General features: G+C 28.5%; 22 protein-coding genes. 3 read left to right on the forward strand and 19 right to left on the reverse strand.

All coding sequences use genetic code 11. The annotated features are described in order from the left end of the window. Window positions 1–4 precede the first annotated feature (4 nt). A complete protein-coding gene (locus RT575_RS11175; RefSeq protein ID WP_313580880.1) occupies window positions 5–1,210 on the forward strand; it encodes an alanine dehydrogenase in 1,206 nt (401 codons plus the stop codon). 17 nt (window positions 1,211–1,227) lie between these two features. Then, on the forward strand, window positions 1,228–1,587 hold the full coding sequence (locus RT575_RS11180; RefSeq protein ID WP_313386625.1) for a hypothetical protein: 360 nt from the start codon (window positions 1,228–1,230) through the stop codon (window positions 1,585–1,587). A 51-nt stretch (window positions 1,588–1,638) separates the two neighbouring features. Here RT575_RS11180 and RT575_RS11185 read toward each other — a convergent pair whose 3' ends face one another. The 8 genes from RT575_RS11185 to cas8a1 all read right to left on the reverse strand — a co-directional run bounded on the left by RT575_RS11185 (window position 1,639) and on the right by cas8a1 (window position 12,744). Next, window positions 1,639–2,151 (reverse strand): hypothetical protein, encoded by a 513-nt coding sequence (locus RT575_RS11185; protein ID WP_313580882.1) that lies wholly within the window; start codon window positions 2,149–2,151, stop codon window positions 1,639–1,641. A gap of 7 nt (window positions 2,152–2,158) precedes the next feature. Then, on the reverse strand, window positions 2,159–2,575 hold the full coding sequence (locus RT575_RS11190; protein ID WP_313386623.1) for a hypothetical protein: 417 nt from the start codon (window positions 2,573–2,575) through the stop codon (window positions 2,159–2,161). A 14-nt stretch (window positions 2,576–2,589) separates the two neighbouring features. Continuing rightward, entirely contained in the window at window positions 2,590–3,759 is a 1,170-nt protein-coding gene (locus RT575_RS11195) for a sigma-54 dependent transcriptional regulator (RefSeq protein WP_313386622.1), read from the reverse strand. Between the two features lie 95 nt (window positions 3,760–3,854). Then, window positions 3,855–5,495, reverse strand: a complete 1,641-nt coding sequence (locus tag RT575_RS11200) for an AMP-binding protein (RefSeq protein ID WP_313386621.1) — start codon at window positions 5,493–5,495, stop codon at window positions 3,855–3,857. Between the two features lie 132 nt (window positions 5,496–5,627). Next, window positions 5,628–7,400: a long-chain fatty acid--CoA ligase gene (locus tag RT575_RS11205; protein ID WP_313580885.1), complete on the reverse strand. Its 1,773-nt coding sequence runs from the start codon at window positions 7,398–7,400 to the stop codon at window positions 5,628–5,630. Window positions 7,401–7,498: 98 nt separating this feature from the next. After that, window positions 7,499–9,265, reverse strand: coding sequence for a long-chain fatty acid--CoA ligase (locus RT575_RS11210; protein ID WP_313580886.1), 1,767 nt, complete (start codon window positions 9,263–9,265; stop codon window positions 7,499–7,501). A gap of 68 nt (window positions 9,266–9,333) precedes the next feature. Continuing rightward, window positions 9,334–9,864, reverse strand: a complete 531-nt coding sequence (locus RT575_RS11215; protein ID WP_313580888.1) for a YqiA/YcfP family alpha/beta fold hydrolase — start codon at window positions 9,862–9,864, stop codon at window positions 9,334–9,336. A gap of 12 nt (window positions 9,865–9,876) precedes the next feature. After that, on the reverse strand, window positions 9,877–12,744 hold the full coding sequence (gene cas8a1 / locus RT575_RS11220) for a type I-B CRISPR-associated protein Cas8b1/Cst1 (RefSeq protein WP_313580890.1): 2,868 nt from the start codon (window positions 12,742–12,744) through the stop codon (window positions 9,877–9,879). 119 nt (window positions 12,745–12,863) lie between these two features. On the opposite strand from cas8a1, the gene RT575_RS11225 reads away from it, so the two are divergent. Beyond that, on the forward strand, window positions 12,864–13,808 hold the full coding sequence (locus RT575_RS11225; RefSeq protein WP_313580892.1) for a 3',5'-cyclic-nucleotide phosphodiesterase: 945 nt from the start codon (window positions 12,864–12,866) through the stop codon (window positions 13,806–13,808). Between the two features lie 248 nt (window positions 13,809–14,056). On the opposite strand, the gene RT575_RS11230 is transcribed toward RT575_RS11225, so the two are convergent. The 11 genes from RT575_RS11230 to RT575_RS11280 form a co-directional block, all read right to left on the reverse strand. After that, window positions 14,057–14,869: a purine-nucleoside phosphorylase gene (locus RT575_RS11230; RefSeq protein ID WP_313374225.1), complete on the reverse strand. Its 813-nt coding sequence runs from the start codon at window positions 14,867–14,869 to the stop codon at window positions 14,057–14,059. Beyond that, window positions 14,853–15,893 (reverse strand): tetraacyldisaccharide 4'-kinase, encoded by a 1,041-nt coding sequence (gene lpxK, locus RT575_RS11235; protein ID WP_313580894.1) that lies wholly within the window; start codon window positions 15,891–15,893, stop codon window positions 14,853–14,855. Before lpxK ends, RT575_RS11230 begins: the two co-directional genes overlap by 17 nt. A 123-nt stretch (window positions 15,894–16,016) precedes the next feature. After that, on the reverse strand, window positions 16,017–16,712 hold the full coding sequence (locus RT575_RS11240) for an ABC transporter ATP-binding protein (protein WP_313374220.1): 696 nt from the start codon (window positions 16,710–16,712) through the stop codon (window positions 16,017–16,019). Further along, window positions 16,706–18,052 carry a DUF3526 domain-containing protein gene (locus RT575_RS11245; protein ID WP_313580896.1) on the reverse strand — a complete coding sequence of 449 codons (1,347 nt, stop codon included), beginning with the start codon at window positions 18,050–18,052 and terminating at the stop codon, window positions 16,706–16,708. Before RT575_RS11245 ends, RT575_RS11240 begins: the two co-directional genes overlap by 7 nt. 1 nt (window position 18,053) lies before the next feature. Further along, entirely contained in the window at window positions 18,054–19,493 is a 1,440-nt protein-coding gene (locus tag RT575_RS11250; protein ID WP_313580898.1) for a DUF3526 domain-containing protein, read from the reverse strand. A gap of 3 nt (window positions 19,494–19,496) precedes the next feature. After that, entirely contained in the window at window positions 19,497–21,752 is a 2,256-nt protein-coding gene (locus tag RT575_RS11255) for a TonB-dependent siderophore receptor (protein ID WP_313580900.1), read from the reverse strand. A 199-nt stretch (window positions 21,753–21,951) separates the two neighbouring features. Beyond that, window positions 21,952–22,299, reverse strand: a complete 348-nt coding sequence (locus RT575_RS11260) for a hypothetical protein (RefSeq protein ID WP_313580902.1) — start codon at window positions 22,297–22,299, stop codon at window positions 21,952–21,954. A gap of 273 nt (window positions 22,300–22,572) precedes the next feature. Continuing rightward, window positions 22,573–23,196, reverse strand: a complete 624-nt coding sequence (locus RT575_RS11265; protein WP_313580903.1) for a DUF4230 domain-containing protein — start codon at window positions 23,194–23,196, stop codon at window positions 22,573–22,575. Further along, a complete protein-coding gene (locus tag RT575_RS11270) occupies window positions 23,189–23,740 on the reverse strand; it encodes a thioredoxin family protein (protein ID WP_313580905.1) in 552 nt (183 codons plus the stop codon). Before RT575_RS11270 ends, RT575_RS11265 begins: the two co-directional genes overlap by 8 nt. A gap of 35 nt (window positions 23,741–23,775) precedes the next feature. Further along, window positions 23,776–24,933: a M14 family zinc carboxypeptidase gene (locus RT575_RS11275; RefSeq protein WP_313580907.1), complete on the reverse strand. Its 1,158-nt coding sequence runs from the start codon at window positions 24,931–24,933 to the stop codon at window positions 23,776–23,778. Next, on the reverse strand, window positions 24,933–26,057 hold the full coding sequence (locus RT575_RS11280) for a GNAT family N-acetyltransferase (protein WP_313580908.1): 1,125 nt from the start codon (window positions 26,055–26,057) through the stop codon (window positions 24,933–24,935). The genes RT575_RS11275 and RT575_RS11280 overlap by 1 nt, the downstream gene beginning before the upstream one ends. Window positions 26,058–26,472 lie beyond the last annotated feature (415 nt).

A 26,472-nucleotide genomic window follows, 5' to 3' on the forward strand; every position in this document is an offset into this window, starting at 1 on the left:
CATTATGGATGGAAAAAATATTTATACGCCTTTTTCTCAAGAAGAATTATTAACTCAAACAGAGCGATTAGAAATTCCTCGAAAAAAAGAACGATTTGATATTGGAATTCCTAAAGAAACAAATAATCAAGAAAAACGAATTTGTCTTTCTCCAGATGCCGTAGAAATTCTTGTAAACAGAGGACATTCTGTTACTATAGAAACTGGCGCTGGAGAAGGTGCAAATTATACTGATAAAGAATACTCGGAAGTTGGAGCTAATATTACTTACAATACTCAAGCTGTTTTTGAAAAACCTGTAGTATTAAAAGTTGGTCCACTAACTTTTGAAGAAATAGAATGGATTAAACCTAATGCTCTCATAATTTCCTCTGTACCAGCAAATACATTAAAAAGAGAATATTTTCTAAAATTAATTCAGAAACGTATTAATGCTGTTGGTTTTGAGTTTATAAGAGATGAGCAAAATCATCTTCCTGTAGTTCGCTTATTAAGTGAAATAGCTGGAACAACAGCTATTCTTGTAGCTAGTGAATTAATGTCTTCTGCTAACGGTGGAAATGGTATTTTAATGGGTGGTGTTACTGGTGTAAGACCTACTGAAGTTGTTATTCTTGGAGCAGGAACTGTTGCAGAAAATGCAACAAGAACTGCTTTAGGACTTGGTGCTTCCGTTCGTGTATTTGATAACTCTCTCACAAGATTAAGACGTTTACAACAAAATATTGGTCAACGTGTTTCTACTTCTACAATAGATCCAAAAGAATTAGGAAAAGCCTTACGAAGATGTGATTTAGCCATTGGTGCTCTTAGAGGTGAATCAAGAACCCCATGTGTAGTTACTGAAAATATGGTATCAAAAATGAAACCTGGAGCAGTTATTATAGATGTAAGTATAGATCAAGGTGGTTGTTTTGAAACTTCAGAAGTCACAACGCATCATGCTCCAATTATTATTAAAAATGATGTAATACATTATGCTGTATCAAATATAACTTCTCGTGTTGCTCGAACATCTACTAAAGCATTGAGTAATTATTTTTTATCTTATCTCTTAGAAATTTCTGAAGAATCTGGGTTTACAAATATGGTACAAACAAATAAAACTGTGAGAAATGGTGTATATTTGTACAAAGGTAGAGTAGTAAAAAAGAATTTATGTGATTGGTTTGATTTACCATTTCACGACATTAATTTATTGATTATATGACGTTCACACAAAGATTTATGAAGTTTTTGTTAGGAGTTGGAATAGGAATGGTTTTCGTTGCAATGGCATTTGGACCAAGAGCCTTTTCTTGTAATTATTTCCCTAACGCAAGAGTTTTAGATGAAGCTTATTCAAAAAAATTGTCTATATCTGATGAAGCACAAGCATTTTTGAATGCTGAAAAATTAGATACTATTTTCTTAAAAAAAGAATTATTTAAAAGAAGTAAAATAGACTTCAGTAAATCTAAAAAAGATCAAGTTCCTTGTAGAGAATATGTAGCGAGCTACGAAAGTAAAGATAATTCTAAAAATTATGACTTTACATTTGATGTTTGTAAAGAAGACTCTAGATTAGTTTCTATTACAAAAAAGTAAAAAATAAAAAAGGTTGTTTTAAAACAACCTTTTTTATTTTTTATAGAATTATTATTTATCTAATTTCAATTTTTGTTGATTTTGTTGCAATTGATATAATTCTATTATGTCTTCTATTGGATAATTAAACCAATCTACTTGTTTTTTTATTTTAGAATTTTTATCTAAATATAAATAAGTAGTAAATTTCATTGGAGCAAATTTTTGTCCATTATAAGAATATTCAGAAAATTCTCCATTAGCAATAATTATAGAATCATTAGAAAACAATTCTTTAACTTCTAACATTTTATTATTCTTATATTCCATTGTTTTGTCATCCCAACGAATAATATCATTCAAAAGATATCTTGGATCAACAACTGCTTCTCCTGAAGATTGTGTAGCATTTTCGTAAATGATACTATCATTGTAATAAGATAACATTTTCTTATAATCTTTCCTTGATGCATAATTTTCGAAAAAATGTTCTGCCAATTCTTGTTTATCTTTCTTTTTATTAAAAGAATTACAACCAATAAATAGAATAGAAAAAATTACAAATAAACTTATATTATATTTCATTTTGTATTTAGTTAGAAATTCTTGTTAAATAATTTTCTCCATTCTCATCTGCTGTTCCATCTTCATTTAGAATCATTATTTCGGTATTATCTGACCAACGAAAAAATTGAAATGGCAATTTCTTTTTAGCATCAATCTCCATTAAAGAACCATCTTCTTTTTTAAATAAATCACCATCATAAGTCTTATTTTTATAGTCTATTGTAAATTTTGTATCTGCTAATTTCAAAACAACTTTATCTCCAAAATATTTTCCTTCAAAAGTCCCTTCATAGACAAGTGCTTCATTAGAAAATAATGATGTTTTTTCTAATGAAACTACATCTTCATGAGAAAGAACATCCGAGCTCTTATCAACTACTTCGTTTTTAGTTTTGCATGAAAATAAAGCAACCGTAATAAACAATATATATAAGTTTCTCATTTTAAGACTTAGTTTTATTTTTTCACAAACTGATCTACATCTTTTTTAGTAACAGGATTATCTCCCAAAATAAGAAGACGTTCTACAACATTTCTTAATTCACGAATATTTCCAGTCCAATCTAATTCTTTTAATGCTTCATAAGCTGATTTATCAAAAGATTTATTAATAGAATTTTCTGAAACAAAATGCTCCACTAAAGCTGGAATATCATCTCTTCTATCATTCAATCCAGGTACATTAATAATAATTACAGCTAAACGATGATACAAATCCTCACGAAATCTACCTTCATTTATTTCTGTTCTTAAATCTTTATTTGTAGCAGCAATAACTCGAACATTAACATCAATTTCTTTTTCTGATCCAACTGGTGAAACTTTTCCTTCTTGTAAAGCACGTAAAACTTTAGCTTGAGCAGAAAGGCTCATATCTCCAATTTCATCTAAGAAAATAGTTCCTTCATTAGCTAATTCAAACTTACCTTGTTTATCTTTCACAGCTCCTGTAAAAGACCCTTTCACATGCCCAAATAATTCACTTTCTATCAATTCAGCCGGAATTGCAGCACAGTTAACTTCTACCAAAGGTTTCACATTACGAGAACTTTTTTCGTGTAAATGATGAGCTACAAGTTCTTTTCCTGTTCCATTTGGACCAAGAATTAAAACTCTTGCATCAGTATCAGCAACTTTATCTATAATGTCTTTAACTTGTGAAATCCCTTCAGATTCACCAATCATTTCATATTTTTTAGCTACTTTATTTTTTAGAGCTTTATTTTCGCTTTTTAATTCTTTGTTTGAAGATATTAAAGACTTTCTATCTAATGCATTTCTTACCGTAGTTAATAACTTATTTAAATCTGGTGGCTTAGAAATAAAATCATAAGCTCCTTTTTTTATTGCATCAACAGCTAAATCAACATCACCATGACCAGTAATCATAACGATTGTTAAATCAGGATTATATGCCATTGCTTCAGACAAAACTTCCATTCCGTCTTTTTTAGGCATTTTTATATCACTTATAATAAGATCGTATTCTTTTTCTTTTATTTTTTCAAGACCTACTAATCCATTTTCTGCCTCATCAACATTCCACTTTGGATTTTCGTCCATTAAAATGCTTTTTAAGACGTTACGTATTGCCTGTTCGTCTTCAATTAATAATATATTTGACATTAGTTAGATTGCTTTATTAAGTTTAATTAAAATAGATTCAAAGATACTTTTTATAATTTATTGAATCGTTTTTTTATCTAAAATATTTAATAAGATTAGGATGTTTTTACTTTCTGTGCAATTTCTAAGCCTAATTCTTTAATTGATATTTCTCTCATCTCCACTTTTCTTACTTTACCAGAAATAGTCATCGGAAATTCACTAACAAATTTCCAATATTTTGGTCTTTTAAAATGCGCAATAGATAAGCAATATTCTTTTAAATCATCTTCTGTTATAGAAACACCATCTTTTGTTTTTACCCAAGCCATAACTTCTTCTCCAAATTTTATACTTGGAACACCTATAACTTGAACATCAGAAATTGATTCATTTTTATATAAAAAATCTTCAATTTCTTTTGGAGAGATATTTTCTCCTCCACGAATTATAATATCTTTAATTCTTCCTGTTATATTAATATACCCTTCAGAATCCATAGTTGCTAAATCACCAGAATGCAACCAATTATTTTCATCAATAACCTTAGCTGTTGCTTCAGGATTATTCCAATATTTTTGCATAACAGAATATCCTCTAGTACAAAACTCCCCTGCAATTCCTCTCGGTACAATGTCTCCCGTAACAGGATCAATAATTTTTAATTCAAGATGATCTTGAACAGTTCCTACAGTTGACACTTGTTTATCTAAAGGAGTTCCAATAATTGTTTGTGTAGAAACAGGAGATGTTTCTGTCATTCCATAACAGATAGAAACTTCAGTCATATTCATTTTTGATTGAACTTTTTTCATGATTTCAATCGGACAAGGAGATCCTGCCATTACACCTGTTCTTAAAGAAGATAAATCAAAACGATCAAAATTGGGTAAGTCTAATTCAGCGATGAACATTGTAGGAACACCGTATAAAGAAGTGCATTTTTCTGTTTCAACTGCATTTAAAGTTAATGAAGGATCAAAACTAGAGGAAGGAATAACCATACAAGCACCATGAGATGTACATGCTAAATTTCCTATTACCATTCCAAAACAGTGATAAAATGGAACAGGAATACATACTCTATCTTTACTTGAATAATTAAGTCTAATACCTATAAAGAAGCCATTATTCAATAAATTATGATGAGTTAAAGTTACTCCTTTAGGAAAACCTGTTGTTCCAGAAGTATATTGAATATTAACTGCGTCATCAAACTGTATTGATTGCTCTACTTGTTGTAATTCTGAAGTTGTTATATCATCTCCTAATTGTAAAAAATTATCCCAATCTTCTTCAAAAATAATAACATGTTCTAATGTTTTTGAATTTGGTTTTACATTATTCAACATTTTTTTATATTCGCTAGTTTTAAATTGAAGCGAAGCAAAAACTGCTGATATTTCTGCTTGTTGTAAAACAAATTCTAATTCACTTTCTCTATAAGCTGGATTTAGATTAACTAAAATAATTCCTACACGAGCGGTAGCATATTGCAAAAGTACCCATTCAGCTCTATTTGGTGCCCAAATACCTACTCTATCACCTTTTTTAAGACCAATTGACAAAAGAGATTTTGCAACCATTCCTGTTTGATGATAAAACTCTGTATAAGTTACTCTATAATTTTGCTCTACACAAACTAAAGCTTCTCTTTGAGGAAATTTAGCAACAGTATTTTTCAAATTCTCACCTATAGTTTCTCCAAGAAGAGGATAATTAGATGCACCACTTGAATATGATAAATTCGAATTCATTCTAAGTAATTATTATATTATAACGTCAAACTTATAAATGATTTTACAATTTATTTATATAAATGTTGATTATTTTAATAAGAACAGAATAGATTTATTATTTTACAACAATAAGCTATAAATATGATAATATTATCCGTAAATTTCTTGATATTGTTTTTTATATTTTTCTAAAATAACTTTGCGTTTATATTTCAGTGTTGGAGTTAATTCTCCTGATTCTATTGATAATTCTGTAGGAATAATTGCAATTTTTTTAATTTGCTCCCAATGTCCAAAATTTATATTTATTCTATTAATTTCATCTTCAATTTTTTCTTTCACTAAATTGTTTTTTTGAAATTCTTCAAATGATAACCCATCAATTCCTTTATTATTATCTTTTGACCATTTTAGTAAATTCTGATAATTTGGAACTACAAATGCACCTGGAAATTTTTCACCTTCACCAACAACTATGAATTGAGAAATAAATGGGGATTCCATCATTTTATTTTCTATTTGCTGAGGAACAACATATTTACCACCAGAAGTTTTAAACATTTCTTTTTTACGATCGATAATTTTTAAATACTTACCATCAATCCATTCTCCAATATCACCAGTATATAACCAACCATTTTTTAAAACCTCAGCTGTTGCTTCTGGATTATTATAATATCCTTTCATTACAATATCACCATGAACTAATATTTCTCCATCATCTGCAAGTTTTACCTCAACTCCATTCAGTGGTGGCCCAACTGTTCCTATTTTCTTACCTCTTTTGAAACAATTAACTGCAACAACTGGTGAAGCTTCTGTTAATCCATAACCTTCGTAAATTGGTATTTCGGCAGCTAAAAAAGTTCTAACTATTTTCTCTTGAATTCCTGCACTACCTGTTACAATTGCTATTAATTCTCCTCCTAAACCTTCATACCAACGCTGTAGAATTAATTTACGAGCAACGGCTAATTTTAATTTATAAATGAATGATAATTTATTTTCATCCAAATCATATTGCTCGCCTATTCTTACAGCCCAATGAAAAAGTTTATTTTTAAATCCTGATAAATGAGAACCTTTTTCCATAATTTTCTCGTACACTTTCTCAATCACTCGAGGAACAGCCGTCATAATATGAGGCTTAATCTCTTTTAAATTCTCGCCTATTTTATCTGTAGATTCTGCAAAATATATAGAAAGTCCCATATAAATATACAAATACTGTAATGTTCTTTCGTAGGCATGACAAGCTGGTAAAAAAGTTAATGCTCTGTGATAAGGTTCTAATGGCGTAGAATATTCACAAGCAACAACATCACTTATCACATTTTTATGAGTCAACATAACTCCTTTTGGATTTCCTGTTGTTCCTGAAGTATAGATAAGCATCGCTAAATCTTCGTTAGTCACTTTAGCTGAACACTCATCGATTTTTGTTTGAGATATAGACTGTCCTCTATCAATTAAAATTTGCCAATTTTGAACATTATCATACTTGTTAATAGAAAATAAATATTCTAATGTTGGAAGCTTATCTCTTAAGGCATCCAAACGGGTATATAAATCTATATTACTTACAAAACATAATTTTATAGATGCATCATTAAAAATATATTGATAATCGTTATCTGAAATATTAGGATAGATGGCTACCATTACACCTCCTATTTGCTGTACAGCAAAATCGATCATATTCCATTCAACACGATTTTCTGAAATTAATGCGACTTTATCTCCAGCTTTTACTCCACAAGCTATTAATCCTTTAGATATTTCATTGACATGATCTAAAAAAACTTTGGTTGTAATTCCTTGCCATTCACCATTAGTTTTTGAAACAAACATTGGTAAATCTGGATAAATTTCTAATTGTCTTTTTGCTAAATCAAAAAGTCGAAGTGAACTATTAGGATGCATTATTAATTTATATGATTTATGGTAGATAACTAAAAGTTATTTTAAAAATTGTAATAATAATATAATTCCCTCATTTATTAAAAAATGAGGGATTACAATTAATTATAAATATCTTCGATTTGTTGTTTATATTTTTCTAAAATGATTTTCCTTTTCATTTTAAGAGTTGGAGTTAATTCTCCTGTTTCTATTGTAAATTCATTTGGTAGAATTGCAAATTTCTTTATTTTTTCCCAATTCCCGAAATTTACGTTCAATCTATTCAATTCAATTTCAATTAAATCTTTTACCTTAGGATGAATTAAAAATTCTTCTTTTGGTAAATTTACTATTGAAGATTCATTATTTTTTGCCCAATCTAAGCAATTATCATAAGAAGGAATTATTAGTGCCGAAGGGAATTTTCTACCTTCACCAACAACCATGATTTGTTCAATTAAATCAGATTCTGAAATTGTTTTTTCAATTTGCTGAGGAACAATATATTTACCTCCTGATGTTTTAAACATTTCTTTTTTGCGATCAATAATTTTAAGAAATTTATTATCAACCCATTCTCCAATATCGCCTGTATGTAACCAACCATCTTTAAGAACTTCTGCAGTTGCTTCGGGATTTTTATAATAACCTTTCATTATGTTTTTTCCTTTAGCTAAAATCTCTCCATCCTCGGCTAATTTAACTTCAATACCAACTAATGGGATGCCTACAGAACCGATATTCATTCCTCTTTTAATACAATTCACAGAAATACATGGTCCAGCTTCAGTTAATCCATATCCTTCATAAATTGGAATTCCAGCGGCTAAATACAATTTTAACAATCGTTTTTGTAAAGTTGCACTACCAGAAGCAATTCCTTTTACCTGTCCTCCCATCGCATCTTTCCACTTCGAAAAAATTAACTTTCTAGCAATAGATAATTGTATTTTATACCAAGTAGATAATTTTGTTTGATCTAAATCATAATTTTCACCTAAAGAAATTGCCCAATAAAATAATTTTCTTTTTATACCTTTTAGTTCATCCCCCTTAGACATTATTCTATCATATACTTTTTCTAAAACACGAGGAACAGCAGAAAATATTTGAGGTTTTATTTCCTTCATATCCATACCTATAGTATCCATAGATTGTGCAAAATAAATAGGTAATCCCATCAAGATATATACATAATGAAAAACTCTTTCGTAAGCATGACAAGCAGGTAGAAAGGACAATGCTCTATCTCTTGCCTGAACAGGAAAAGAATATTCTGAACTAAATACATCTGCTAACATATTCTCGTGTGTAAGCATTACTCCTTTTGGATTTCCTGTTGTTCCTGAAGTATAAATTAAAGTTGCAAGATCTGTTGTTTTTACATTATCTTTAATTTGTTGTAGAATTTCATCAGAAATATCTAAACCTTTAGAGATTAATTCTACCCAATTCGGAATATGAGAATATGTATTAAACGTATAAACCTTCTCTACGGTATTCAATTTATTATTAATTCCTAATAAACGTTGATAAAGAAAATCATTACTAACAAAACAAAGTTTTACCTCAGCATCATTAAGAATAAATTCATAATCGTTATCAGAAATATTAGGATAAATAGCTACAACTACAGCACCTACTTGCTGTATTGCAAAATCAATTAGATTCCATTCTAATCTATTTTCACTGATTAAAGCTACTTTATCATTTGGTTTAATACCATAAGCAATTAAACCTTTAGAAATATTATTTACCCGTTGTATGAAATCTGTTGTAGAAATACCTATCCATTTATTATTCTCCTTAAAATTAAATATATTTATCCCTGGAGTATTTTTTTCTTGAAAACTAGGTAAATCAAATATTCTTTGTGGTTTTGTCATAATCTTATGAATAAGATTACAAATTTCGTGTATTTCTTTGAAAAAAAATAATTATTGAATTTGAAAAACTATATCAATAATAGTAAAGATTCAAAATTATCAAATCGATGATTATCTTCAACCTCTATAATATCTATTTGATTTATAAAAGATTTCTGTTGAATTTCAAAGAACTTTTTTAATTTATAGGCATCTAAAACCTTATCTTTCATTCCCAAAAACACTTTTGTATTTACAAAAATATTCATAGGGACTAAATATGAGTTTAATTGAGATGGAAAATCATCTAAGAATTTGAAAGTAATATCTATTAAAGGATTCAATAGAATAAGTTGGCTTGATTTTCCGTTTTCCAATAGTTTTTTTTGTAATTGCCATGCAAAATTTCCACCAGTAGAACTTCCTATTAAAACAAGATTTTTTATCTCACCTTTTAATAAATTATATGAATTTTGGATAATCTCAAATATATTATCTTCAACTTTCCATTCAACACAAATTGCTGTAGGAAAATTTTTGGTTATTGCTCTAAATTTTTTAGAATTCTTTGAGCTATAAAGACCATGAATGTAAACTATTTGCCGATTATCCAAATCCATAATTAAAAATTTTTATTTTTCTAAATCAAATCCCCAATCAATTCCTTTCATTGTTGCAGGAACACCTTCTTTCATCCATTTAGGAGCAGGTTTATCCTTTAAAAAATGATCAAAAAATTGTTGTTGACGTCTTTGTATATCATTTTTATTTGCTCTGTTTTTCAAATTATGATCATCTCCATTATAATTTAATAACCAAGCTGGTTTACCTAAACGTCTCAATGCCATAAACATTTCAATTCCTTGATACCAAGGAACAGCTCCGTCTTCATCATTATGCATTATAACAACTGGTGTTTCGACCTTTGGCATATTGAACAATGGTGAATTTTCGATGTATAATTCTGGAGCATCCCATAATGTTTTTCCTATTCTACTTTGTGTTTGTTCGTATTGGAATTGTCTACTCATTCCTGTTCCCCAACGAATACCACCATAAGCCGAAGTCATATTAACAACAGGAGCTCCTGTCCATGCTGCAGCATACATATTTGTTGCAGTAATTAAATGTGCTACTTGATATCCTCCCCAACTTTGTCCTTGTATTGCAATTTTTTTACCATTAATCCAAGAATTTTTCTTCAAAGCATCTACTCCTGAGTTAATATAATCTTCAGCAGATTTACCTGGATGACCAATTGTATAAGAAATATCTGGAGTAAAAACGATATAATCATTACTTACAAAAAATGTATGATTAATACGAGATGGTGTTGGTGCTGGAGCTTGATAACGATTTAAATTATCGGATAATTTTTCATAAAAATAAACAATAACTGGGTACTTTTTATTTGGATCAAAATTTTCTGGTTTATATACAACTCCTGTCGCATCTTTTCCAGAATAAGTTTTCCAATTTACTAATTCTCCTTTTCCCCAAGAATACTCTTTTTGTTGTGGATTGATTGATGAAATCTTCTTCTCATCTACAAAATTAGTTGTTACATAAACATCAGGTGAATTTTGAAAAGATTCTTTTGTATAGATATATTCATCTGCATTTAATGCTTTTGCTGAATTCTGAGTTCCCCAAGTATCAGACATTATAACATATTCAGGATTTTTAGACTTTGCTATAATTGTTTTATAAATTCCTGATTGTTTATTTTGGTTATTAAATGCTCCCAAGAAAATTGGAATTTCTCTGTTCAATGTTTTTATATCTTCATTCTGTTGTTTAAGACTAAATGTTATTTTGTTTTTTCTACCAAAACCATTTGTTACATTTTCAGGTTTGTTGTTTCCTTCTAAATCAAACTCCCAAATATCGTAGCGATCTTTGATTAAAACAGTATTATCGTTATCAGTAAAATAAGCAATTCCATAAGCTGAAGCTAATGTTGGAGAATCATTTTCTTCATCATAAAATTTGACTTTCAACTTTTTATTTAAAACTTTGGTTTCTTTAGTCAATATATTATAGCTTGACCACAAAGCAGTTTCTTCGTTAAAATAAACAATATATTTACCATTAGGTGAAGTTTCTACATCGCCAGCAAGTCCTTTAACTAAAAGTTGTCTTTCTCCTGTTTTTATATTAATAATGTAATAATCTTTTCTTCTTGTTGCGTCCCATGTAGAAGAAAGTCTATATAAATTATCAGAAATTCCTAAAGCATAATCAGAATCACCCTCATTAAGAATTTTCACAACATTCATATCAAAATTTGCTAACTGAGTAAATTTTTGAGATTTTAAATCCAAAACAGCTAAATAAGATCTTTTGTTTTCTCTCTCAACATTCTTCAATTGCTGAGGTTGAATAAAATCATCTTTATAAGTCCAGATATCAACCTTAGCATGATCATCTGCAATCAATGTAGTATCTTTTTCTGCAAGTTTTGGAGCCGTTCCAAAAAATAAGAAATTTTCATTTTTACTAAATTTCGGTTGTTCATTTTCAGATACAAACCAATCTTTTCTCAATCCTACAAGATCAGTTTTTTTCACATCTTGTTGAGACGGGATTGCTGAATAATATAAAAAATAATTTTTATTTTCCTTTTTCTCGTCATCTGTAGAACCTACAAAAGCTAATTTATTCGCAGAATCATCAAATGCAAATTGTTTGAACTCTCCTATCGTATCAACTAATTGTTTTTGAATAAAATTGGATGTATTAACTATAAAAACACCATATTTAGTCTTATCTAATGAATCTTTTTTCTCTGGTTTAGTTGAGAAAATTAATTGTTTCCCATTTTCACTAAACTCATAATTCATTACATTTTTAAATGATTTTTTTTGACCAGAAATCAAATTTCTTAAAACCAATTCCAAAGGTTTATCTTTTTTATCTTTTTTCCCTTTAGATGAAGATTTTTGTGCTATTTTAGTTGTATCAGATTTATCTTTTTTAACTTCTTCTTTTTCTAGTAAATAAGCTAAAAAAGAGCCTCCCTTTTTAGGTACTTTGAATGACTTAATATTTGGTAATTTTTCAACTTTATTTGTTGTAAGATTTAAAATACCAATAGAATCTTTTGCAATTTCATTCTCTTTCTTCTTTTTAATTCTAACTAATTTTAAATCTTTGTAGAATGGTCTAATTTTGAAAATAGCAAATTTAGAATCCGAAGTAAATGTTCCTTGCTCTCCTCGGTGGAAATTAAAATTTTTATCTGTTTTTAATCCATAAAAATTTAATGAATTATCACTTTCCTGTGCATCAACTTGGTAAGCAACCCAATTGCCATTATTAGACAATTCTTTCATCCCAATTGCTTGCCATTCATCAAAAACAGTTAAATCTAAAGGTTTTTTTTGAGCTTCAACATTTGTAGAAAACATGGCAAGCGCAAGTGCGTAAGTTGCTTTGTTTGTAAGTAATTGTAGAGCGTAATTTTTTAATTTTTTCTTTCTTGTTAAATTTAAATTCATCCGAAGTGATCTCTATGTGTTAATTATATCTTCGTGAAATTAATAAAGATTTTAGAAAGAAGTAACATAATTGTCCTTAAAAAAGTAAATCAATTGTATTTTTGTAAAAATTTATACACATGAAAAAATACTTATTCAATATATGTTTTGGGCTTTCTATAGCCTCTTTTGCTCAGAATTTAGAAATTATTCCATTGGGCGTTTATGGAGGAAGTAATGAAAGTAACCTTTCTTCATACCTTATCGCCGAAGAAAATACAAACAATTACTTAGCATTAGATGCTGGAACAATTTATAGTGGAATAAACAAAGCTATTGAAAAAGGTACATTCAAGGATAAAACATTAGAAAATGTTTTGAAAGAAAATATTAAAGGATATTTTATTTCTCATGGTCATATGGATCATTTGGCTGGAATGGTAATCAATTCTCCAGAGGATTCTCAGAAACCAATTTATGCAATAACAGAAACAATCGATGTATTAAAAAATAAATACTTTACAAATACTGCTTGGGCAAATTTTGGTAATGAAGGTGAAAGTCCTATCTTGAATAAATACCAATATAACTATGCAAAAATAGCAGAAACTTTTCCTATACAAAATACAAATTTAACTGGAACAGTTTACGAATTAAGCCATGTTAATCCTCTAAAAAGTTCAGCTATACTAATTGAGAACAATAAAAATGCTGTTCTTTACTTTGGTGATACAGGAGCTGATCGAGTTGAAAAATCGGATAAGTTGAGCAAAATATGGACTGAAGTTGCTCCTAAAATAAAATCTGGGAAATTAAAAACATTGATGCTTGAAGTTTCATTTCCTAACTCGCAATCAGAAAAATTCTTATTTGGACATTTAACTCCTCAGTTAATGAATGAAGAAATGGGAAAATTAGCTCAATTGGTTGGTGAAAAGAATCTAAAAAAAATTACAATTATTGTTACTCATATAAAACCTAAAGGAGATTATGAGCAAAAAATAAAAGATGAATTGTTAAGCAATAATCCATATTCTATCAATTATATTTTCCCTAAACAAGGAGAACGAATTATATTGAAATAAAACAAAGTGTTTATAAAATTCTATTTAATAAAAATAAGTATTTGGTATTTGCAATAGCGATAGTAATGAAAATCCTTTTTTGATTGATTAAATTTCAAATTAACGATGCAATTAATCAAAAAAGATTGTAATGGATAGCGCGACCGAAGGGATTGCCCAACTATTAATAAAAAATAAATATAATTCTTGTAAAAAATAAAAGCCAACTAAAAATAGTTGGCTTTTTATATGAATTGAAGTTTAAAAAATTAGCAATTTTCTAAAACATTTTTTACAACTCTAATTACATTAGGCATTGCGCTATTTGCAGCATTTAATACATCTTCGTGAGAAACATCAAAAGAAATTTCTGGTCCTCCTAAATCTGTAATAATTGATAAACAAAATACTCTCATATCCATGTGTCTTGCTACAATAACTTCTGGTACTGTACTCATACCAACTGCATCACCACCAATAAAACGAACTAATCCATATTCTGATGGCGTTTCGAATGTTGGTCCTTGTAAACTTACATAAACACCTTGATGAACTAATATATCATTCGCTTGAGCAAAATCAATAGCTTGGTTCAACATTTCTTTGTCATACGCTTTTGACATATCAACAAAACGAGGTCCTAATTCGTCAATATTTTTTCCTCTTAATGGATGTTCTGGCATCATATTGATATGATCTCTCACCAACATAATATCTCCTACATTGAAGCTAGGATTTACACCTCCTGATGCATTAGATAAAATTACTTTTTTGATTCCTAATCCGTTAAAAACTCTCATAGGGAAAGTAACTTCTTCCATAGAATAACCTTCGTAGTAATGAAAACGACCAGCCATCATAAGAACTTTTTTACCTAAAATAGTTCCGTATACTAAATGACCTTTGTGCCCTTCTACAGTTACTTGTGGAAAGTTTGGAATATCTTTATAACTTATAACAAGTTTGTTTTCTACTTCATCTTCTAATTTTCCTAAACCAGAACCTAAAACAATTACAAATTCTGGTTGATCTGGTAACAAATTATTGATATACTTTGCAGCCTCATTAATTCTGTCCAACATACTCTAAAATAGTTTGATTAAATTTATCTTTATCATTAAATTCGATACTGATTGGAATGTAGTACAAATCATCTTTTAAGAACGATTCTTCATTTAGTCTCATAAAATCTTTCTCAGTTGTAAGAATAATTTTATTGAATAATTTTCTACCTTCTGTATCTTCGTATCGTTTGTAAATATACTCTATTTCCGATTGATCAAAATTATGATGATCGGAATACTCTAAATGTAAAACATTTGCAAAATTTTCTTTCACAAAGTCTACTAAATTGGATGAATTTGCAATACCTGTAACAAGTACTATATTCAAATTTCTCCAACTTGATTTTTCTATCTGATCTAATTTTCCAATTAGCTTATTATCATAAATAACTTTTGAGAAAAATAATTGCTGATGAGATTTTAATTTTATTTTTTTATTTATCTCATTATATTTTTCTGCAGGAATACTATCTGGACATTTAGTTACAATAACTATATCAGCTCTATTCACTCCACTTCTACTCTCACGTAAATTACCTGCAGGCAAAAGAAAATCTTTGTAATATAAATTATTGTAATCTGTCAACATAATATTAAGACCAGGTTTTATTGATCGATGTTGATAAGCATCATCCAACAAAATAGTCTCTGCATTATAATGTTTTATTAATTTTTGAGCTCCAAAAACTCTATCTTCACAAACGGCAATTAAAATTTTATTCTTGAAACGTTGAAAAAATTGCATTGGTTCATCACCAATATCAAAAACTTTTGTAGAATAATTAGCTATTAAAAAACCTTTTGTTTTTCTACCATATCCTCTACTTAATGTACTTACCAATTTTTGATCTTTCAATAAATCTATTAAGTACATAATATGTGGTGATTTACCTGTTCCACCAACAGATAGATTACCGACATTTATAATTGGTATATCAAATTTCACAGAACGGTTGATTCCTATGTTAAATAACATATTTCTGACCGAAGTACCAATCCAATATAAACCAGAAAAAGGAAGTAAAAGTCTACGCCAATTCATTTTGTTTAAATATTAGGCGAAATTAACACTTTAAGTTTTATTCTAAAAAAATAAATTGTTTTTAACTATTTCTAAAATCTAAAAACCTACTCTAAAAGAATAGGTTTTCAGTACTATAGTGAATTAAATTGTTTTTAAATAAATTTCTTGTAGCTCTTCTGCAGTAAAAGTTTTTGATGGTAAATTCTGAATTAACTGACCTTGTTTCATAATTCCAATATTTGTAGCCACACTTACTGCATTAAAAATATCATGTGTTGCCATAAAAACTGTTCTTCCCTCTCTTCCGAACTGACGAACCAATTCTGTGAAATCTGCTGTTGCAATAGGATCTAAACCACTTGTAGGTTCATCTAATAAAAGTACTTTTGCATCTTTTGCTAAAGCAATTGCTATTCCTACTTTCTGACGCATTCCTTTCGAATATCCTCCCAATGGTTTATGATGAGCAATTTCTTGTAAACCTGTTCTATTTAAAAACGAAACTAATTCTTCTTTATCATAATTAAAACCAGCTATTTTAGAAAAAAAATCTAAATTTTCTATTCCTGTTAAATTGGGATAAAGCAAAACTGTTTCTGGAATATAGGCCAAATGCTTTTTTATCTCTTGTGGATTTTTGGTAACAGAAATATCATTAATAAAAGCATCGCCTGATGTTGGTTTTATTAACCCCAATAACATATTAATCGTTGTACTTTTCCCTGCACCATTTTGTCCTAATAAAGCAAAAATTTCTCCTTTATTCACTTCTAAATTTAATGATTCTAAAGCTATGAAATCATTGTACTTTTTATGTAAATTAATTGTTTTTAGCATAGTTTTTTATATTTGTTTTGCGAAAGAATAAGTAATAAAAAGATGATTAATAAATAAGGTAAAAAGACTTTTACTAAGTTTATTTTTTGATTGTCTTGAAAAGATTTTATGATTTGTTTATCCCAATTTATAGCATCTGCATTTTGACCAGAAAAAATATATGGATAAAAATATAATCGCTTTTCTTCATGAAAATCTTGAAGAGCTTTTCCGTAAGCCAAATTATTCTGCAAATTCGTTTCTGCGAATTGTGTTTCTATTAATTGTGTATGAATAGGTGGAAAGAAATAACCTAAATATTCAGTTACTTTATTCCTTTGATTGATTTTATCTATATAATTGTTTGAAGAATTTGTTGCTTCAAAATCTCCCATTTGTTGCATTGCATAGTACCAAGTCCAAGTGAAAGAATCATTTTCATCTATTGTATATTTTTTAAACTGGGGATAAATCTTATAAAATTTATTCATTGTAGGTTGTTTTGGTTCATCCCATTTACTATGAAATCCTTCTCTTTGGGCCATAACAGCCTCTAATGATTCTTGTGTAGGATAAATTTTTTGTATAAGCATATTACAGCTCATTGATACAATAAAATTTATTCCTATCCAAACGATTAAAAGAATCAGTGCATTTTGGGCAGATGTTTTTCTAAATAAAATTATCCATCGGCATAGCATAAACCAGAAAACAATATATAACCAACCTGAAATAATAAATAAAAAATAATTAACTGTAAAAGGTATTGTTATCCAATAAGTAGCAATCAATAATAGAGTAAAATAAATAGTACTCACCGATATAAAACGAATAAACAACTTATAATCAATTATTTTTCCTAAATTACCACTTTGAACAGAAAGTAATTTCCATGTTCCATTTTCCTCTTCTTCGGATAATATATTATAGCAAAACGCGATAATAATTAGTGGAAAAATAAGAACCAAAACAAAACTAAAATCAAGATTTCCTGTAGCTACATTAGCTGGATTATAAAAATCTGAATCATATCTTTGTTCTTCTAAGTTTCGTATTGTTACACCATGTATAGAAGGATTTAAATCTCTCATTCCAATAGAAAGAGCGGCTAATTTTGGCGTGTTATTAATAAAATTAAATTTTATATAGTATAGTATTAATCCTAAATCATCTTTATTATACTTTACATTTTTTTCTATACTCTCCTTCTGAAAGTGCTCACTTTTAATAATAATATCTTCATTCTTTTCTAAGAATTTTTTTCCTGTATAAATTGACATTAATCCTACTAGAAATAAGAATAATAATCCAAATAAATAAGCTTTATTTCGATAAAATTGTTTAATTAAATACTGTTTCATCTTAAACTAATTTTAAATTTTCACTACTTATTTCTACTATTACAATACAGAATACACTCCAAAATAAAATTGCTACAATTGGAATCCATTCTGCTGTTATTCCTTTTGTAAATGATGCATATTTATAATCAAAATCTGGTAAACTTTTCCAATTATCTTGTGAAATAATTGCAGGTGGACCTCCTTTATCTGGTTTTATATTACTAATGTGTTCTATTTGTAAGTCATTCATTTTTTGTGCAAGAACGTATCGATATTCTTCTGCTTGTTTCTGAAATTCTTCGTAGGCAAAAAAATCAGTTCCTGATGCTAGCATAGAAAAATTTTTAACTGCTATTAATGGATTAATAAAAGACGATATATCTACAAGCAACAATTGTTTATGATACATTTGTTGAAGTGCATTTTGATGCTTATTGTAAATAGTGGAACTTATTCGCTCTCCTTCTTTCATGACAAAACCACTATAATTAATAGGTAGTTCATTTACATCGCTTACTTTATAATGAGATAAAAGAGAATCTTTAATATTTTTAAAATAAGGATCATCTGGATTATGGCTATCTCCTATTTGTAAAATATCTTTTTCTAATTCTGTTTCAAATGCAATACGAGATGGAGTTGGATAAATATTTTGACCTATAAACTGAATCCCTTTTGGTAAAAAAATAACCATCATCAGCCAACAACCAATTAAACTTGTTAAAGCAAAAGAAGAATTTTTGCTTCTTGCTGATATTGTAACCGTTATACAACAAATAAAAAAATAATATAAAGCATAAGCAACTAAAATAGATACTAATCTTAACAAACTATCTTGCCAAATCGAAAAATCTGAAAATAATATAACAAACACAATTAAGGGAAAAATAGGAAGTAAAAAAAGTAATGAAAATTGCCAAATACCTATAATTTTCCCCCATAGAATGGCTCTCCCTGAAGCCCCTTGAACACTTAATAGTTTTAATATTGCATTTTCTCTTTCTTGAACGATTAATCCAAAACCTAAAAATAAAATAACTAAAGGAACAATACACTGTAAAATAAAAGCACTTGTAAATGAACCAAAACGAACTAAAACACCAGTACTTCCAGCTTCTGAAAGATTGGCTGTATTTTGTTTATGAGCTTCTAGAAATATTACATTACCGAGGTAACTATCTAAGCCATTATCAAAAATACTTACTGGATGGCTCATTCTAAATACTAAATAACCATAATGAGCCATTCTGTGTGGATGTTTCGCTGGTCTATTTTCCCATTGTTGCCTTACTTCTTTTCTATATTCATCTACTTGACTTTTATTTTCTTTGTATTTCATAAATCCAATACCAAGGCTAAGTGTACAGAATAGTAATAGAGTTATAATAATTAATAAATTTTGTTTACTTTTTATTAAGTCTCTTCTTGTTTTTGTAATAATATGATTTAAAACTCTCATATTCTAAAATTTATAAGTAACTGTCATTAAAAAATTTCTTGGTGCACCTGGAAATAGTCTTAAATAATTTTGTGCACCTGTCCAATATGTTTTATTCGTAAGATTATTCATGTTAAGAGCAAATTGTAACTTAGATTTTAATGGTGCATAATATAATGCAGCATCCAAAGTTGCATAAGCAGGAACTTCAAAACTTCTTGTAAACCATGGTACTTTTGAACTTTGGTACAACATTCCCATTCCAACTCCAAAATTTTTAAGAGACTTTACTTTAGTAAAATTGTAGCGCGTCCATATATTAAAAGAATTTTTGGATGTATTCTCTTTTCGTTTTCCTATAAGTGATTCATCTGTATCTTTTAAAATTATAGCATCTATATAACTATAACCACCGTAAACATGCCATTCTGGAAAAATATATCCTGTAAATTCAGCTTCAAATCCTCTACTTCTATCTTCACCTCTTTGTATTAATTCATCTGGTTCAGCAGGATTATTTGCATTAACTATAATATTTTTTTGTTTTATTTCATAAATAGCCATGCTAAATGAAAGATTTTTAAAAATCTTACCTTTAATTCCAAATTCTTTCAAATCGGATGTTAATGGTTTAAACTTAGCTGCAGATTCTGCTCCTGTAAAATTACCTGTATTAGGCATTAAAGTAACAGTATTAGATTGTGGCTGATATCCTGTTAAATAAGTTCCATAAATATTTATATGATTAGTAAGGCTATAAGTTATTCCCAATCTATATAACATTTTTGAATTATTAAATGATGTTTCATTTTCTTGTTTATAATTCGTAATATCCTTGAACCATTCTTGTCTAATCCCAGATAAAATTTTAAACTTCTTCCATGTAAGTAAATATTGTATATATGCAGCATGAGTAACTGTTAAAGCCGATGGTAAAGCTGTTTCTATATTCAATTTATAGTAATCATCTCCTTCATAATTTTTTGCTCCAAGAGTTAAATCAAACGGTGTCACATTTGCTTTTGGAATTACAATTCCATTGTAATCTACAAACTCATATAAATCTGAATTAGAAGGATTATAAGAGGAAGCTACTGAACCATCTTTTAATACAAAACCTCTTGCTGCATTTTGAAACCCTCCTTTTCTTTTTTCCCAAATTTGACTATCATATCCAAGTAGTGTTTGATGTTCTGTTTCCCCTACCTTAAAATTATAATTAAAATAAGCATTCACATTATCTACTTCCCATTTCTGTTTTCTTCTAATAAACTGCATCATAGCAAGACTAGAAACTGGATTATTGTTAATGTCAGGAACAAAAGCATTGGTTGTTCGATGTTCTTGAAGATTTTCTCTCCAATATTGCTTCATGTAAGATGCATTAAAACTAAAATTATTAGAAAATCTATGAGAAAGAGTTCCCATAAGAATCATTTCTTTTGTTTTAAAATAATCATCAGGAGAACCTAAATTCAAACTTCTAGATGTACTATTTAAATTTGTTTTTCCTGCTGCTGCTCCAAATATCGGTTGCCCTCTATCTAAATTACCATGAAGATCATTATAAATCATCTCTACATTAATCGATGTTTTATCATTGGGTGCGAATGTAATCGAAGGAGAAATCAAGGTTCCACTATTATTTACATAATCTCTAAAAGATTTTGCTTTTTGATAAGCTGCATTAAAACGAAACAATAATGTTTTACTTTTGTTTAATGGACCTGTAATGTCTGTAGTAGCTCTATAAGTATCAAAACTACCAGCAGAGAAACTCACTTCATGTCGTGGCTCAACTAGCGGTTTTTTAGTCACCATATTTATAGTTCCTCCTGGATCCACACTAGACATCGTAATACTTGCTGGACCTTTAAAAACTTCGACACGATCTATATTTGCAGTCATTGGTTGCAAAAAATAATACTGTCTTGTTCTTAAACCATTAATTATCTGTCCCTCTTCATTCTGACTTATTCCTCTAATATTATACTGATTATAATAACTTGACGGAGAAACTCCTGTTACATTTTTCATTACATCGCCTAACTGAAATGCTTGTCTATCTGTCATTAATTCTTTGGTAACAGTATTTAATGTCATAGGAATATCAATATTCTTCATTGCTATTTTAGTTGCTGCAAAAGAATAATCTGATGTGTAATTCTTAGACTTTCTACCTACTACCTCAACTGTCTGAATTGCTATAGTTGTAGAATCCTCTTGTACTTCTTGTGCATAAAAAAAGTTTGGAAAAATAATAGGAATAATATATTTCAATCTTTTAATAAAAGATTGATTTGTTTTTATTTTATAATTATTGATGTACATTGAATATAAAAGTATACATGCACTTATCTTAGATAAATGACATATATTAATAAATGAGGTTTTCTATGCCTTTTGACATAAAAATCCATAAAAAATCATTGGTGATTAGATATAATCTACCTTGTACAATACTTTAAAAAATATTATACTACGTAATAATTATAAACGGGGGAGCTCGTGAACTAAAAAAATCGAGTAAACATTGATAAATAATTGCCTTTGGTTGAGGCATTTCTTTTTCAATTTTCAATGTAATTGGAGGAATAAGTGTTAAATCTTGATGAACAAAATCTTGATGCATTTGCATATGAAGCAAACAATGACAGATATCTTCATTATCCCAAGAAACTTCTTCTGAATCTTTACTTTCTTTTACTTTTGTAGTAAGATCTTTATTATGTTGAGAATGTTCTATGCATACACTAATTCCACTAGCATTCATAATGAACATTAGTAACAAAGGAAATAATAATATGATTTTTAGTTTCTCTTTCATAAATCAAGTTGCGAAAATACAATGTTTTTCTACAAAAAAAAATGTGATTCTACTATAATAACATTTATTTGATATTTTTCAGGAAATTTTTCTTCTAGAGAAATAGGAAAATGCAATAGCGATAATACTGGAAATCCTTTTTCCTCAAAAAAAAGATTGAAAGGGATAGCGCGACCCGCAGGGATTGCCCAAATTAAATTTATTAGACATATAACAAAAAACCTCTCATTAATGTTAATGAGAGGTTTTGATGTATTTTTAGATTATATCCTATTAATAATAAATCTTTTTCAGTTCTGGAGCATATTCTGTTTTATCTTCTATTTGCCAACCATAGGTTTTTGCAAGGAAGTATAAATCTCCAAGATTCTGAATTAACTGCTTATGTGCTTCTTGCTTTAGTTGAGTTTTATCGATTGTTTTCTCGACATGCGCAACAGCACGTTTTTTGATTCCGTTTAAATCGTCTTTACTAAATCGATTAAAAACACTTTGGTCCATATCATAAAAACTAACATCTGGATAAACTTTAATTTCTACAGGTGGAATAGATTTTATAATAATCTTTTTATTGACAGAATCTAATTCTATATCCATTTGTTTAAGATCATACGTTGCTTGTGCCTTTGCTTTAACCAAAAGTGTTACTTTTTTATCCGATGAATAAATACTTCCTAAACCAGGTAAAGACTTTTTGGACGTATGATTGTACATATCAGAATACATTTGTTCTGCAACAATCATTTTATTCATTTTATCAATCTGATAAGCAATTACATATGATTGTTCATTGGAATCTTCTTTCTTAAATTTATCTGTTATAATATAAGTCAACATTACTCCAAAAAAGAATGCGAAAAGACCTAATATTACATATTTTAAATTTTTTCTAATCATTTGAATAATTTGGTTTCAGTGGAGTTCCTTTCACAATTTGTGCCAAATCTTCTTCTAAATATGCAGAAACTGGACTTTCTACAATACGTCCTACTTCTTTTTTATTTTTATCATAAACAATTATTGTCGGAACATGAGAAACATTTTTCCCTACATCTTCTCCATTGTTACTTTTCTTTTTATGATTTACAGCAATTAAATGTAATTGTGATGCTGGAAATTTCTCTTGATCTAATATTTTTAATAAACGAGGAACTTCTCGGCGAGAATCTGGACACCAAGTTCCTAAGAAAATTTCTATTGAATAATCTTTTAAATTCTCAATCCCTGTTAATTTATTTTGTTCTATTTCGTAAGAGTTATATTCTTCATCGAACCATTTTTTGAATTCTGGATCCTCTAAAGCTTTGCGATCAAACTCACCAATAAGGATATTTTTTCCGTTTTCTACAACTTTTGTATTATGAGCTACTTTTTGTTGAGCACAATTAAAAAATGAGAAACTGAATGCCAAAAAAATTGTAAATAGATATATTTTTTTCATCGTAAAATTTAGTTTTTATAGTTGTCTTAATGTGTTTAATTTATTATTTGTCCGTTGATTAATTTTATTGAACCAACTTCAAAAGTTGCTATTTGATTAAGCGTTGGATAAAATGAATTTTCTGCTTTATAAATTTGATTATTGGCATCCAATTCCAAATGACCTACAAATTTTCTTAAATCCCCAATTTCTATAATTTTAGCGATTTGTTCTACTTTGTTTGATTTATTATTGTAAATATCCTCAAAATAAATCCCTAAATCAACATGAGAAGATTTATCTCCATTTTGTATTTGTACGTTATGTAAAATAACATCTAAAAAACGTTGTCCATTTTGTGGAATTGATAAATAATCATCAAATGCAAATTCATTTTGTGTAGCCACAGAAAACAAACCCGAAATAATTGCTAAAGCATTGTATTTTCTTGTTTCATTTCTCTGATAATCATTCGGATAATGACCTGCTTCGAACAATACACATGGATAACCCATTTTAGTGAAGTTATCTCCAGTAGACATTGGGTAAAATTCTGATGTATAACGACCTACTTTTCCTGGAATTACTTTTTGTAAATCGGTATTAATAGCCTGAATAATTCCCATTGTTTTTTCGCGTACATCATTCACATCTTCTTCAAGATTATATGATGGTGCTAAAAAAGATAATGTTGCGGGTTCTTCTGTAGTACCAACATTAAAAATTGTACGCTGATCGTGTAAGTTGAATAATGTAATGTAATTACCTTTTTCAACTTGCTTTAATAATATATGAATCTCTGTAGATTCTTTTGCTAAAAAATCTCTGTTAATATCAATTCCAATTGCATTTCTTCTCGTATTTACGTTTGCTCCATCAGGATTTAACATCGGAATAAAATCAATTGTTAATTGAGATAAAATGTTTTGTGTAATTTCAGAATTTTGTTCAAAGAAATTAATTACATCAAACATTGCACGAGTTCCCGAAGATTCGTTTCCATGCATTTGCGACCAAATTAAAATTCTTTTTTCTCCTGTTCCAAAAGACAATTTATAAATAGAATTACCTAAAAAAGATGTTCCTATTTGTTCTTTTTCAGTATTTTTTGTAGAAAAATAACGTAATAAACCATCATAATTCAACCATTTTTCATCAAAACCTTCTTGTCTAAAAGTTGAATATTTTTTTTCTAAAAGTTGAATATCAAACATTATACAATAGGTTTTTTAAATGTTTTACGTCTTTTATGATTTACAGGATCATAAGATTTCCAAAGAACCTGTATATTTTCGTTGTCTTCTAATTCTGGATTTGTTTCAAGGAATTTAATTCCATTACGTTTGAATGTATCAAACATTGCATTAAAAATAAGAGCTGTAACTCCTTTTCCCTGGTATTTTGGATCAATCCCAATTAAGTAAAATTGAGCAGAATCATTCTTTTTACTTGCGCGTAAAAGATGCCACCAACCAAAAGGCAGTAATTTTCCTTTCGCTTTTTGCATGGCTTTAGAATAAGAAGGCATTGTTATCGCAAACGAAACCATTTTATTATTTTCATCAACAATACAGTTTACATAATCTGGATTGATAAATGGTATATATTTCTTTTTATAATATTCTATCTGATAATCCGCAATTGGAACATAAGTATCTAATTCGCTATATGTTTTATCCAACAAATCGAACATATCCTCTACGTAGGGAATTATTTCAGAAGTTTTAGTGAATTTTAATTCTCTAAGTTTATAACGTTCTCTAACTATTTTATTGAATTTTATAACTTTTTCTGGTAATTCATTTGGTGCATCTAACTCAAACTCTACCCATTCATTCGCTTTTTCGAAACCTAATTTCTCTAAATGCTCAGGGTAATATGGATCATTATACAAACCAACCATTGTAGCTAATTTATCAAATCCTTTAGTTAACATTCCTGCTTTTTCTAAGTTAGAAAAACCTACAGGACCTTCTATATATTCTAAATTATTTTCTTTACCTATCGCTTCTACTTTAGCCAATAAAGCTTTCGTAACTTCGATATCATCAATCATATCAAACCAACCAAAACGCATTTTCTTTTTGTGTTGTTTATTTACCTCTTGCCAATTGATAATCGCTGCAACTCTTCCTACAACTTTATTATCTTTTTCAGCAATAAAATAATGCGCTTCTGCGTCTTTAAAAACAGGATTTTTAGAAACATCTAATGTCTCCTTTTCCTCATTAATAAAAGGCGGAACATAATTCTTATTATCCTTATATAGATCCATCGGAAACTTTATGAAAGCCTCCAAATCATGTTTTGATTGTACTTTTTTAATACGAATACTCATAGCCCACAAATGTAGTAAGTTTTCTATTTTTATGAATAAAGATTAAATCAAAATCTCAAATTTTAACCATTATTTTTAATGAAATCTTCTAAATGCCTTATAAAATTGATTGAATCAATTATTTTACACCATATTATAATCAAAAAATCATTCTTAATTATTTTAACATACTTAAAATAATTAGGGCAATCCCTTCGGGCCACGCTATCCATTGCAATCTTTTTCTAAGGAAAAAGTATTTCCATTACTATCGCTATTGCAAATAGATTTATAAACTAGGTTTCTTTTAAAATGATTTTTAATTTTATTTGCTTCATTATGTCATGTTGAGCATGTCGAAACATTTAAAATCCTTACCTATTTCTCTATACAAAATCCTTTTCGAATTTCACTCAAAATGAGGGATTTCTTCTTA

It is taken from the genome of Chishuiella sp. (assembly GCF_032109125.1).
GTDB lineage: Bacteria > Bacteroidota > Bacteroidia > Flavobacteriales > Weeksellaceae > Empedobacter.